General features: G+C 67.5%; 12 protein-coding genes. 5 read left to right on the forward strand and 7 right to left on the reverse strand.

The genetic code is table 11. The features are described 5' to 3' along the window. Positions 1-316: 316 nt before the first annotated feature. On the forward strand, positions 317-1,078 hold the full coding sequence (locus ACFU5O_RS32800) for a phosphotransferase family protein (protein WP_384245969.1): 762 nt from the start codon (positions 317-319) through the stop codon (positions 1,076-1,078). A 767-nt stretch (positions 1,079-1,845) separates the two neighbouring features. Here ACFU5O_RS32800 and ACFU5O_RS32805 read toward each other — a convergent pair. From ACFU5O_RS32805 to ACFU5O_RS32820, 4 genes are all read right to left on the reverse strand, one after another. Beyond that, positions 1,846-3,096, reverse strand: coding sequence for a hypothetical protein (locus ACFU5O_RS32805; RefSeq protein WP_384245971.1), 1,251 nt, complete (start codon positions 3,094-3,096; stop codon positions 1,846-1,848). Then, entirely contained in the window at positions 3,093-3,824 is a 732-nt protein-coding gene (locus ACFU5O_RS32810) for an ATP-binding cassette domain-containing protein (protein ID WP_384246096.1), read from the reverse strand. Before ACFU5O_RS32810 ends, ACFU5O_RS32805 begins: the two co-directional genes overlap by 4 nt. A gap of 134 nt (positions 3,825-3,958) precedes the next feature. Further along, positions 3,959-4,291 (reverse strand): hypothetical protein, encoded by a 333-nt coding sequence (locus ACFU5O_RS32815; RefSeq protein ID WP_384245973.1) that lies wholly within the window; start codon positions 4,289-4,291, stop codon positions 3,959-3,961. Positions 4,292-4,722: 431 nt separating this feature from the next. Beyond that, positions 4,723-5,373: an adenylate kinase gene (locus ACFU5O_RS32820; RefSeq protein ID WP_384245975.1), complete on the reverse strand. Its 651-nt coding sequence runs from the start codon at positions 5,371-5,373 to the stop codon at positions 4,723-4,725. 406 nt (positions 5,374-5,779) lie between these two features. Between ACFU5O_RS32820 and ACFU5O_RS32825 the strand changes: the two genes are divergently transcribed. From ACFU5O_RS32825 to ACFU5O_RS32840, 4 genes are all read left to right on the forward strand, one after another. Next, positions 5,780-6,529: a transposase family protein gene (locus ACFU5O_RS32825; RefSeq protein ID WP_384245977.1), complete on the forward strand. Its 750-nt coding sequence runs from the start codon at positions 5,780-5,782 to the stop codon at positions 6,527-6,529. Between the two features lie 290 nt (positions 6,530-6,819). After that, positions 6,820-7,266, forward strand: coding sequence for a helix-turn-helix domain-containing protein (locus tag ACFU5O_RS32830; protein ID WP_384245978.1), 447 nt, complete (start codon positions 6,820-6,822; stop codon positions 7,264-7,266). Between the two features lie 26 nt (positions 7,267-7,292). After that, on the forward strand, positions 7,293-7,928 hold the full coding sequence (locus tag ACFU5O_RS32835; RefSeq protein ID WP_384245980.1) for a hypothetical protein: 636 nt from the start codon (positions 7,293-7,295) through the stop codon (positions 7,926-7,928). A gap of 134 nt (positions 7,929-8,062) precedes the next feature. Next, entirely contained in the window at positions 8,063-8,401 is a 339-nt protein-coding gene (locus ACFU5O_RS32840) for a DUF2516 family protein (protein ID WP_384245982.1), read from the forward strand. Between the two features lie 320 nt (positions 8,402-8,721). Here ACFU5O_RS32840 and ACFU5O_RS32845 read toward each other — a convergent pair whose 3' ends face one another. From ACFU5O_RS32845 to ACFU5O_RS32855, 3 genes are all read right to left on the reverse strand, one after another. After that, positions 8,722-10,011, reverse strand: a complete 1,290-nt coding sequence (locus ACFU5O_RS32845; RefSeq protein WP_384245984.1) for a PP2C family protein-serine/threonine phosphatase — start codon at positions 10,009-10,011, stop codon at positions 8,722-8,724. Positions 10,012-10,358: 347 nt separating this feature from the next. After that, entirely contained in the window at positions 10,359-11,447 is a 1,089-nt protein-coding gene (locus ACFU5O_RS32850; protein ID WP_384245986.1) for an NlpC/P60 family protein, read from the reverse strand. Positions 11,448-11,639: 192 nt separating this feature from the next. Next, complete coding sequence (locus tag ACFU5O_RS32855; RefSeq protein WP_384245988.1) at positions 11,640-12,461, reverse strand: class I SAM-dependent methyltransferase; 822 nt, start codon at positions 12,459-12,461, stop codon at positions 11,640-11,642. Between the last annotated feature and the right edge of the window lie 236 nt (positions 12,462-12,697).

Here is a 12,697-nt window from a genome sequence, read left to right on the forward strand (position 1 = left end):
ATGCCCGCTGTCACGCGAGAAACGTCAAGCCACATTCGACCCGGCAATCCCAGACCAGCCCGCCCGGCAAACCATCACCAAACACCCCTGCAGGGGCAAAACGCTCTTTAAGTGCGTGTTTTTGATCCCAGGGGCCGTGCCTGCGGTGATCGATGGGTTGTGGGCATGGTTGCGAATGAGGGTGTGGCCGTCGCAGGGACGGACGTTGATGACCGAGGCTGTCCGACACGATGGCTTGGGTGGAGGAGCAGGTAGGCGAAGGGGGGTCTGCCGCATCGACGCTGTCGAACGGCCGCGTGGTGGATGGACTTCGGAGATGCGGCGTCTGCGCATCGGCGGAACGGGAGAGCCGCAGTGGCTGGTGCTGAGGTCGTTCGTGAAGCCATTCTTCGTTCAGCATGCGAAGGGGTTGCTCACTCGCGAAGCGGACACCTTGCGCCTGCTCAGCGAGACCGATGTGCCGGTGGCGGCATTCCGCGGTGTCGATGCGACCGCGGTGTACTGCGACCACCCGTCGTTGCTGATGTCGCTGCTGCCCGGCAGCGTGCAGTTGGGTGAGGAAGCGGGGCTGCGGGCCGGGGCCTGGACCTCGCCTGACCGGGTGCGGCTGCCCGAAGCCACCGAGCGGCTGGACGTGTGGCAGCGCGCTGTGGACATCAGCCGTCGCGATCCCCCTGACTACCAGCCTTGCTTCCTGCACCGGGATTTCCACCCCGGCAACGTGCTCTTCACCGGGCAGGGCGACCGTCTGGAGATCACTGGTGTCGTTGACTGGGTGGAGACGTCCTGGGGGCCGGCCGATCTGGACGTGGCGCACTGTTCCACGGCCCTGGCTCTCCTGCACGGCGCCCAGGAGGGAATGCGGCTGGCTGATCGCTATCTGGCTTCAGGGGGCACGTTGAGCGAGGACCCGGCAGCTCACCTGTACTGGCGCGTCCTGGATGCACTCGCGTTCGCGCCGGATGCCGAGAAGGTCGCGGTGCCCTGGCGGGAAATGAGACGCGAAGACCTGACTTCGGCCCTGCTCACAAGCAGGCTGGAGGACTACCTTGAGGAGCTCTTCCGCCGCTTCGGCTGATCATCTCCACCCGGCGGCGCCCGAGCAGTAAGCCGAGCCACGTCCCGGGAATCACCGCGCGGGGCGGTGAACAGTGGCTTGGCCTTCGTTACGCCTGCTTAAGCAGACTTCGTAGACGCCAGGGTGTCATCCGGTAGGCCGCTATCCCTACGGCTAGCAGTCCCAGACTCATCCCGAGACTGGTCGGCTGATCCACCACGGGCGAGCGGGTGAAGTCCCACCACGGGTAGCTGCCTGTTCCATCCTGAACACTCCAGTAGCTGACGAGAAGAAGAACCAGTGCGGGCAAGATCCACCCCTGCCGCCAACCGAACATACGCCCGCTGAGCAGCCCCAGCCCGGTCCACCCCGGAAGAGCGCCGGTCATGACTTCCAGTACTCGGCCTTCCACGGATATGGCGCACGCGCCTAGGAAAATGGCCATGCTCACGGCCCACAGAATTGTCAGCCGCAACGCCCTCCCGCGGTGAAAGCGGGTAGTGCCGACTGCCTCCAGCGCCGCCATGCGGCTGTGCAGGGACAGTACCGGCAGGACGCCCGCGAACATGGCTAGCATTCGCCAGCTTGGGGTTCCTGGGCCCTGCGCACCCGCCACGGTAGGCAGAGGAGCCAGTTTGTTTCCTAGCAAGGCTACGGCCAGTCCGCTGAGCAGGACCATGAGCAGGACACTGCCCGGCTGCCGTACGCCGCACGGTGGGTGGAAGCGCCTGCTCCGACCGAGCCACCGGGTTGGTAGCAGTGTGTCGGTGCGCGTACCGGAGGGGGTGTCAGGCACAGTATTTCTCCAGGACGTGCCGCACCGTTGCCATGACCCACGCGCTCTGCTCCGCCTCAGGACGGTCGGCCATCTCCTTGCCGGTCTCCATTGCTTTCGCCATGGATGCCGTCATTCCCGCTTCCTTGTACTCCGGCTCGCCGCCACCGGCCAGCCGTTTCTCGAGCCACCGTTCCACAGCGAGCACTGATTGATCATCGGCTTTCTCTTGAGCTAGAAAGCCCTTGAAGTTATTTTCTTGGCAGGCGGCGAACGTCTGTGTGCTGATTGCCCTTGCCACACCGTCGGCCATCGACCAGACGGAACCACTGTCTAGGTAGAAGTCACCGCCCCAACTGCGGTCCATGGTGTAGACAAGGCCGTTGGAGTAGACCGTCTTTGGCATAGCCAGTACTGGAGGCAGGTTTTCGGCCCGCGTCAGCACATCCTGGGCCATCGCCTTGTACTTTTCCTCCTCGGGCCACAGGCAGATATCGGCACTGCCCTTGACGCAGGTCATTGATGGGGAGCCGTGCCGCTCATCAATCACTGGATTTCCAGAGGCTGCCGCGGTCGCGGCGAGTGCCACGACGGTAGCAAGTCCTGCTAGTGGGTTGATGCGCGAGATCCGGGGGCCATACGGCAGCCAGAGGCAGGCAGTGAGGAGCAGCAAAGCAGCCAGCAAGCGCATTCCTATATCCAGGAGGTCGGGCTGCATTCGGGCCGGGCCATTTACCACGGAAAAGTCGATGTCGAGCGCCATGGGAATGAGCAGCCAGCCGAGAGCACCGACCGCTGGCCCCCAGCGGGTGGACAGCAGTCGCCCGATGACCCAGCCGAATCCTGTCGCGGTCAGGAGGGTCGCGACACCGAGCAGGAGGTACCCCAGGTACTGGTTGAAGCCGGGCGGCCACGAGGACGCGGTGACTGTGAAGCAGACCGCCTGCCCTACCAGGTAAGGAACGAGGAAGAGATACAGGACCACGGCGATGCGTGACAGTTCGGCCTGCGGCCTGGGCCGGGGCATCGCGGTCAGAGTGTCTGCCATCTCGGCCGGGCGGCGCAGCGAGGAGGTCCACGCTGCCGCAGCCGCGGCGAAAACGCCCAGAAGGAGGGTGGGGACCTGTCCTACGGCGCCGGTGTCTCCCCACAGTCCGTGCCAGTAGTCGTCACGGGTGAGGATGAGGATGAGATCGAGTGCGATCAGGGGGACGAGCAGCCACCGCAGCGGGGAAGAACGCAGTGCGAGGAGGAAGGAGGTCACAGTTCCCGCTCTCCGTCCGGCAGCAGTTCCATGTAGGCACGCTCCAACGGGGTGTGTCCGGCGGTCCCGTCACCGGCCCGGTCTGCCATCTCGGCCACCTCGCCATTAAAGAGCACCCGCCCGCTGTGCAGGACGACGACGCGGTCACAAGCGGCGGCCACATCGTCAATGAGGTGCGTGCTCAGCAGGACTGTGGTGTCGGTGAGTTGAGCGAGAATCCGACGGAACTGCAGGCGCTGGCGTGGGTCCAGACCTACAGTGGGCTCGTCAAGGATCACCAGACCCGGGTCGCCGACGATGGCCCATGCGATTCCCGCACGCTGCCGCATGCCACCGGAGAGCCGGGACATCCGCTCCTGCTTGCGGTCCGCCAGGTCAACCTGGCTCAGTGCTCGCTCAACAGCGCTGGACCGGAGTTTGCCAGGTACCTGGCGCATCCATGCCCCATACTCAACGAAGTCACGTACGCGCATCCCCGGGTCCCACCCGAACCGCTGGGGCAGATAGCCGATCCTACGGCGGATACGCCGCGCGGCCTTCTCTCCATCGATGGTCACACCATCGAGAGCAACACGGCCGCGCAGCGGTGGCTGCACCGTAGCCAGGGTCCGCATCAAAGTTGACTTACCTGCGCCGTTGGGCCCGAGGAGGCCCGTTACGCCGGGGCGGAGTTCGAGGTCGAGGCCCTCAAGGACCCATGTCCCGGATATCCCTGACGAAGGTCGGATACGTGAACCTGCATATAGGCACCTTGCCGTGCGTGAGTAAAATGGGAAACGCGGCCTGTCTGCCCGCAATTGGAGTGCGGGCAGACAGGCCGCAGCATCACTGCATCAGGCCGCTGGCGGCGGCGCGAGGCTTCCTACTCGTAGAAATAGGTCTGCACGCCCGCTGCGGACCAGTCGCAGTCGTGCCCGTTGTACACCGCAGTGCTGCCCATTCTCCGCCACTGATCCATCGTATTGTCCGGCTCGAAGCTGCAGTTGGCCACGGACGTGTACGTACCGGTGTAGTTCGCACCGAGGCTGCCGCATCGCTGGTCCCAGTCGGTGTTGTACCACCGGCCGAAGCAGTTGTGGACCTTGTTGCCGTCACCGCCGGCCGAGGCCTGCGGTGCGACGGCGACCGCTGCGCCGCCCACTATCAGCAGGCCGGCGCAGGTGGACGCCGTACGTGCACGCCAGTTGGAACTCATCCGCATGAGGAAAGCCCTCGCCTAGAGTTGACAAATTCTGGCCCAAACGGGCCGAACTGGTGTCTGGTTGCGCTTGGCGTCGCAACCCTGCCACGGATGCGGTCAGCCCAGCATGCGGATTCTTTGATGTGTCCGGAACCTGGCGATCTACTTCACGACGATCCGCGCACCTGGGGAAGCGAATGACTCACGGTGGGCCGCCCATGTCGGCAGGGGAACCGCCCTCACACCGCAAGAAGGTTTCGGCCAAAGAGGCTGCATGAGCACGAGTGAACACGACCTTCCCACCTTGTCGCCCCACCTCGCATCCATACCTTTGCCCTTTCTGTCCAAGCCCTCGGAAAACTCGCATCGCGGCATCATCTCGCGTAAGAAGCCGAAGACGATACCCGGACAATCCGGTCAACAATTCGACATTCCGGAGGTATCGGCTATCCCTTTCCGATTGAACGGAGTGCGCGGTTAAGGACCTCCTGCACTGGACCCAGAGCCGAGATCGTGGTTACGAAACCCTGGGCCTGGTATCGGTCAATGACCGGCGTCGTCTCGCTGCGATATACCTTCAGTCGTTGACGAATAGTTGCCTCGCGGTCGTCATCTCGCTGGTAGAGATCCCCTCCGCAGACGTCGCAGACGCCCGCTACTTCAGGGGGGTTGTAGTAGACGTGGAAGATGTGCTCGCGATCCTTGCGGCACAACCGCCGTCCAGTGACCCGCTTGACCACTTCGACTTCGGGAATCTCCAGTTCGAGCACAGCATCCAGCTTTGATTCCGGGTCGACCAGGATGCCGTCCAGTGCCTCCGCTTGGGCGAGATTGCGGGGAAAGCCATCCAGTAAGAATCCACCCTGAGCGTCGGGTCGGGCTAGGCGCTCTTTGATCATGCTGATCGTGACCTCATCCGGCACCAAAAGGCCGTCGCGGATGCAGGTGCGGGCGTGCTGCCCAAGCTCGGTGCCCTGGGCAATGTGCTCGCGGAATAGATCACCAGTGGAAATGTGCGGGATTGACAGATGTGCGGCAAGACGCACCGCCTGCGTGCCCTTGCCAGCTCCGGGCGGCCCGATGAGGACAATGCGCATCGATGAGGTATCCCTTCGCCATGCGTGGTCATCAAGTCGTCTCTGGACACAGGATCGCTGTACACCCCTCTCGGTGTCCATCCGGTAAGCCATGCCTGGCCGGTGGGGATAACCACAATCAGGGACTTCGCCGCGTTGCGGTGCCACCTGCTCGAATCCCTCAGAGGTCGTTTTCACCTGGACTGCCCGTGTATTCAGCGATTTTCAGACTGCCGGCTATTGGTGCTCGCGCTGCTGGAGATGCGGTTTGGTTCTTGCTGGTCTGGTGGGGTGACAGGCGAGGTGGACAGTGAGCATTTTCAGTAAGGCCACTGATCGGGTGACGCTGAGGGGGGCGCAACGCAGGAGGGGCCCGTGCCGTTGGAGGAGGTGTTCGAAGTCTCAACCCACAGGCACAGGAGCCGCGTTGGTTCCGTATTCTGCCGCTCTCGACCTGCCCCATGCCCTGGTCGAGTGGGTCACGATGCTCATCGTCACCCGCGAGGGTGACCGCCGTTGCAAGCTCCCGCCGCATCAGCGTGCGCTGGTCGGCCTGGTGTACCTGTGCCGGCACGACACCCTCGCCCAGCTCGCCGCCGGTTTCGGCATCTCCGTCGGCACCGCCCACGCTTACACGGCAGCCGTCATCGACCTGCTCGCCAACCGCGCGCCCGGCCTGTTGCGTGCCCTGCGCGAGGCCGACCCGGAATACGTTCTGATCGACGGAACCCTGGCGGAGTGCGACCGGGTCGGTGACAGCCGCGCCGACTTCTCCCACAAGCACCGTCGGCACGGCGTGAACGTGCAGGTGGTGACGGACCAGGCTGGCCGACTGCTGTGGATCTCGCCCGCACTGCCCGGCCGCGCACACGACCTCACTGCGGCCCGTGCCCACCGGATCATCAGAATCTGCGAACGCCAGGGTGTCCCGGTCCTCGCCGACCGCGCCTACATGGGAGCCGGACCATGGGTGACGACAGCCCTCAGACGCCCGCCGGGCCGTGACCTCACACCCACTCAACAGACCGTCAACCGCGCGCTGTCCGCCGCACGGGCGCCTGTCGAGCGCGGCGTTGCACGACTGAAGTCATGGCGGATCTTCCGCAGGTCCCGCTGCAGCCCGAATCGAATGACGTCAATCGCCGCAGCCGTCCTCACCCTGGAGCGGCAACGCTGAAAAGGCTCACTGAGGCAAAGTCCCGAACGAAGGCCCAGGCTCGCGCCCTGTCGGGTATCCCACCGCGCAGAGCTTGAGCCACATCGAACTCGTCAACCATGCGGTGGACCGTACAGGCCGGCCAGCTTCGCCGGGACTCCGCCAGGTCGTTTGCCAGAACCACTGGGACTCGCCACATCTACTGAGAACGGACACCCGGTCCGCGGTCGCACCGGTTGCGAAGAGTGACGGGGCACACTTTTGCAAGCAGGTGCTTGCAAAAGTTAGCGGTAGTGTCGCAGTATCGGGGTATGGCATCACTCAACGTCGGCAATCTCGGTGAGTACCTCCGCGAGCAGCGGCGCAACGCGCAGCTGTCGTTGCGGCAGCTCGCCGACGCCGCCGGGGTGTCGAATCCGTACCTCAGCCAGATCGAGCGCGGGCTGCGCAAGCCCAGTGCCGATGTGCTGCAGCAGGTCGCCAAGGCCCTGCGCATCTCGGCCGAGACGCTGTACGTACGGGCCGGGATTCTGGACGAGCGGGAGCTGGACGAGCTGGAGACGCGCGCCGTCATCCTCGCCGACCCGTCGATCAACGAGCGGCAGAAGCAGGTTCTGCTGCAGATCTACGACTCGTTCCGCAAGGAGAACGGCTTCGACGCCGATACGGATAAGGACACCACCGATGACGGCCCCCGCACGGCCGGCACGGGTGGTGCCGAGGGAAACGCAGCACCTGTACGTGAACCCGAACTCTGACTCTGCGATCCAGGAGGACCACAGTCATGGCCATCGCTGATGACCTGCGCAAGACGTTCACCGACCCCACCCCCCTCTACTTCGCGGCCGGTACGGCCGACCTTGCCGTGCAGCAGGCCAAGAAGGTGCCCGCGCTGATCGAGCAGCTGCGGGCCGAGGCGCCCGCGCGGATCGAGGCGGTGCGGGAGACCGACCCGAAGGCCGTGCAGGCGAGGGTGACCGCGCAGGCCAAGGAGGCCCAGGCCACCGTTCAGGCCAAGGTCACCGAGGTGCTGGGGACCATCGACACCGACCTGAAGAAGCTCGGGGAGACCGCCCAGGACCTGGCGCTGCGCAGTGTGGGTGTGGCCGCCGAGTACGCGGTGCGCGCCCGCGAGACGTACGAGAAGGTCGCCGAGCACGGCGAGCAGACGGTGCGCGCCTGGCGCGGCGAGGCGGCGGAGGAGATCGCCGAGATCGCGGTCGCCGTGGAGCCCGACGCCCGGTCCGGGGCGGACGAGCCCAAGAGCACAGAGGCCAAGGCGAACGGCACCGCCGTGAAGAGCTCCCCCGAGGCCAGGCCCACGACGGACGGCGCGCCCAAGGCCGCCGCCCCCGGTCCCCGCAAGGCCCCGGCCCGCAAGCCCGCCGCGCGCAAGGGAACGCCCTCGAACGGCAAGTAACGGGCGCAGGAGCGGGAAGGAACAGGTACGACCGTCACGGGCCGGGCGCCCGGGGCACATCCCCGGAGCCCGGTCCGTTGTCGGAGTACGTTGGCCGCGAGGCGCTCCACATCACTGATTAGGCGGTGCACAGCATGTTGCTCGACCGATTCGACGCTTCGCTGTTCTTGTTCCTCAACCTGGCGATGCTGCTCCTCGCCGTGGTCGCGCTGGGCGTCGCGGCGTTCGCGCGTGAGGACGCCTACCGGGCGGCGGACAAGCAGACCAAGATGTTCTGGCTGATCATGCTCGGTGTCACGGTCGCGGTGAACCTCTTCGTGCCGTTCCTGTTCCTGCAGATCGCCGGTCTGATCGCGACGATCGTCTTCATGGTCGACGTACGTCCCGCGCTCCAGCAGGTCTCGGGCGGCCGGGGCCGCCGCGGTGGCTCGAGCAGCGACGGACCGTACGGCCCCTACAACGGCGGGCGCTAGGGTCTTAGGGTCTTCCGTCCGGACCAGGTCGGATCAGGGACGAGCCCACGCGTTGGAGGCACCTCCCAGCGGTAGCCGGGAGACGTCGGGACCGACGACGGCGTGGCGAGGTGCGGCGCCGGGGTACGCGAGCCCGGCAAGATTCGAACGAGAGACCTCAGTCGCCCGACCGTGGCCGGGGCGGGCGTCAGTCGCCCGACCGTGGCCCGGGACGGCGCGCCGGGCGGCACCGCGCCCGGTGCACCCGCGTACGCGGACACGGTCAACGGAACCTCTGAGGGGAAGCGGGCTCTCGTGAGCCGCTCCGGGCAGGCGGACCGTCAGCGGGCCCGGTCCAGCAGCAGCACCGCCAGGTCGTCCGTCAGATCGCCGCCGTTCATCTCACGCACCTCGGCCACCGCGGCCTCCAGCAGTGCCTCGCCTCGCAGCCCGGCGGCCAGCCCGCGGTTGATCATCTCGACCATGCCGTCCTGACCGAGACGTTCACCGCCCGGGCCGGTACGGCCCTCGATGAGTCCGTCCGTGTACATCATCAGGCTCCAGGTCCCGCCCAGCTCGACCTGTCGGCGGGGCCAGCGCGCGTTCGGCAGCAGTCCGAGCGCCGGGCCGCTGTTCTCGTACGGCAGCAGCTGCGCGGCCTTGCCCTTGCGGGCGATCAGCGGCGAGGGGTGGCCGGCCAGGCACAGCCCGGCCCGGCGCCCGTCCGGCGCTATGTCGACCGTGCACAGGGTCGCGAAGATCTCCTCGCTCTCCCGCTCGTGCTCGAGGACCTGCTGCAGGGTGGAGAGCAGCTCGTCGCCGCACAGGCCCGCGAACGTCAGGGCCCGCCACGCGATCCGCAGCTCCACGCCCAGCGCGGCCTCGTCAGGGCCGTGGCCGCAGACGTCGCCGATCATCGCGTGGACGGTGCCGTCCGGAGTGCGCACCGTGTCGTAGAAGTCGCCGCCGAGCAGGGCACGGGAGCGTCCCGGCCGGTAGCGGGCCGCGAACCGCAGATCCGAGCCCTGGAGCAGGGGAGTGGGCAGCAGACCGCGCTCCAGGCGGGCGTTCTCCTGCGCACGCAGCCGCGACTCCGCCAGCTTCACCTGTGCGGTGTCCGCGCGCTTGCGCTCCACGGCGTAGCGGATGGCGCGGCTCAGCAGCCGGCCGTCCAGCTCGTCACGGAGCAGGAAGTCCTGTGCCCCGACCCGTACCGCTTCGGCCGCCCGCTCGGAGTCCGCCACGGCGGTCAGCGCCAGTACGGCGTGGCGCGGCGCGAGGCGCAGCACGTGCCGCAGTACGGCGAGCTCGTCGGCGTTGTCCCCGCTCTGTGAGCGGCAGGGCAGCGCGAGGTCGACGAGGATGCAGTGGACATCGTCCGTGAGGAGCCGCTCGGCCTCGGTGAGGTTGCGGGCGGTGCGGATGCGGACACGCGTCCCGGCGGCGTCCAGCAGTTCCGGGACGGTGAAGGTGCCTGCCGGGTCGTCCTCGATGACGAGCAGGGTGAGATCGCCGCCGCCCGCCGTCTCGGTGACGGTGGCTGCGACGACGTCCGTGACGTTCGGCGGTACGGCGGTGGCCTGTACGGCGACGGCTGAACCGGTCCGCTGGCGCGGAACGGGTACGGGCATCGGTCCTGTTTCCTTCCCTCCCCCCGAGGGCGCGGCAGGTCGACGATCGACGTCCTGCCAGACGGGGACCATAGCGGTCCGGGGCGCCTCAGCGGAATGGCATGACAAGAAGATCGGGTGGCATATGCCGCGCATCGGGAGGTAGTTGCCCCGACGGTGATGACGAACGTCACGCGTCGCAGGTGAGGCGGGTCACGCGATACGGCGTGACCCGCCTCACCTCAACTGGCCTTTGCGTGGCCCCGATCACGTCTATGTGCCCGTATGTCCCGGCTCGTCCCGTAGCGAGGGCCGGGGTCGCATCTGGGGGCGTCTCCGACATAAGGCGCATACAGCGTCTGTGCGGACTACTTGTCCGGACGCACGACCCCGAGAATCACCATCGAGCCGGCGCCCGCGAGGGTGACGTGCCGCCCCGGCCGCGGAGCGTGCACGATCGCCCCGTCGCCCACGTACATCCCGACGTGACTGGCGTCGGTGTGGTAGATGATCAGGTCACCCGGCCGCATGTCCTTGATGTCGATGCGCGGAAGCAGCCGCCACTGCTCCTGCGAGGTCCGCGGAATCGCCCGTCCCGCCGCGGCCCACGCCTGCGAGGTCAGTCCGGAGCAGTCGTACGACCCCGGACCCTCGGCGCCCCACACATACGGCTTGCCGATCTGCGCGGTCGCGAAGGCGATGGCCTTCCTGCCCTGCTCGCTCGCGCTCCCCTTCGCCCCCTTGAGGACACCGGAGTTCAGCCAGGCCGTCTGCGCCCTGTACGCCGCTTCCTGTTCGAGCTTCAGCAGCCGCTCCCGCTCCTTCTTCTCCAGCTGCGACTCGATCTTCTTCGCGGCGTCGATCTGCTCGTTGATCTCCTTCTTGGACTTCGCCTGCCTGACCCGGTTGGCCTCCAGCTTGCTCCACTGGGCGCTGGCCTCCTTGGTGTAGGCCGTCAAGTCCTCCTGCGTCTGCTCCAGTTCGGCGATGAGGTCCTTCGTCGCCTTCTGGCCCTGCGTGAAGCGGCTCGCGCCGTCGAGGAAGAGCTGGGGGTCGTCGGTCAGCATCAGCTGGGCCTCGGGCGGCAGTCCGCCGCCCCGGTACTGGGCGCGGGCCGCGGCGCCCGCCCGGTCCTTGAGGTCGGCGATCCTGTCCTGGCCCCTGACGATCTCCTGGGCCAGCTTCACGATCTCGGCCGACTGCTTCTTGGCCCGCTCCTCGGCGAGGTTGTACGCATCGGTGGCGGACGCCGCCCTGGCGTAGAGACCCTCGAGCTCCAGGCGGATCTCTTCGAGGGTCTTCTTCGCCGGAACGGGGGGCTCCGGCGCGCCGGGCGCCGAGGGTGCGGCGGGCGCCAGGGGCGCCGAGGGTGCCGCGAAGGCCTGGGACGGTACGGCGAGCAGGGTCACGGCGCAGACCACGGTGATCGCTGCGGCGGCACAGCGGCGTCGGTTCACAAGCTCCCCCTCCGGACAACACCGGCACATGTGTCACACGGAATGTGATTTACCGTCAGTAACTTAGCTCAACGACGCGATGGTGCCACGCCCGCCGCGAAAGCGACAGGGGTGACTCTCTGATCACATCCACTCTTCAGAGACGAACGATCCCCGCCCCACGTTCCCCCCGCCCCCCTTGTGGTCACACGTTCAGCCGGAATTCGGTGCCAGAGCAGGCCAGTTCACCGTGACTTCGCCCTGCCGCCATCGCCGCAGCCCATCCGTACCCGCACCGGTCAGGGGCCAGTCGGCGGACAGGTCCCCCACCGTCCTGATCCAGCGCTGGCGCGCGCCGAGCGAGGCGTACGGAGCCGACGCCGCCCACGCCCGGTCGAAGTCACGCAGAAACGTGTGCACGGGCTCGCCCGGCACATTGCGGTGGATGAGCGCCTTGGGCAGCCGCTCCGCCAGATCGGACGGCCGCTCGAGCGACCCCAGCCGGGTCGCGAAGGTCACGGTCCGGGGCCCCTCGGGGCCCAGCGCCACCCACACATGGCGGCGCCCGATCTCGTCGCAGGTCCCCTCGACCAGCAGCCCGCCGGGCGCGAGGCGCGCGCACAGACGCTGCCAGACGGCGGCGACCTCGTCCTCGTCGTACTGGCGCAGCACGTTCGCCGCCCGGATCAGCAGTGGCCGCTCCGGCAACGGGATCTCGAAGCCGCCGTGCAGGAAGCGCAGCCCGTCGCGCTCGTAGGGGCGCGCTGCCGCGACCCGGGCGGGTTCGATCTCGATGCCGACGACCTCGGTGCGCGGTTCTGCGGTACGCAGCCGCTGGAGCAGCTCCACGGCCGTCCAGGGAGCGGCCCCGTAGCCGAGATCCACCGCGACCGGGGCGGCCTGTGAGCGCCGCAGGGCCGGGCCGTGCACCGCCGCGATCCAGCGGTCCATGCGGCGCAGCCGGTTCGGGTTGGTGGTGCCGCGGGTCACCGCGCCCACGGGGCGGGTCGGGGGCGGGGTGGAGCGCGGTGGCATGAGAACGAGGGTAAGGGGCGCCGGCGGCGCAGCCCCGCGGGAAGCAGCGCATCGACCTCCTGGGCAGGCCGGCCGGGCTCCGCCGCCGGTCGCACCCGCAGCCTCCTCGGGCCCCTCGGCAGCGGCAAGGGCGGCACCCCCTTCGGCGTCGAGCGCTTCCGCTCGCTGCCTGCGGCACGCCGGGGCGCCCCCGCTCCCGTACGACACACGGCGGCCCGGCTCCGGCACGCTTCGCT

This window comes from Streptomyces sp. NPDC057445 (genome assembly GCF_042802855.1).
Classification (GTDB): Bacteria; Actinomycetota; Actinomycetes; order Streptomycetales; family Streptomycetaceae; genus Streptomyces.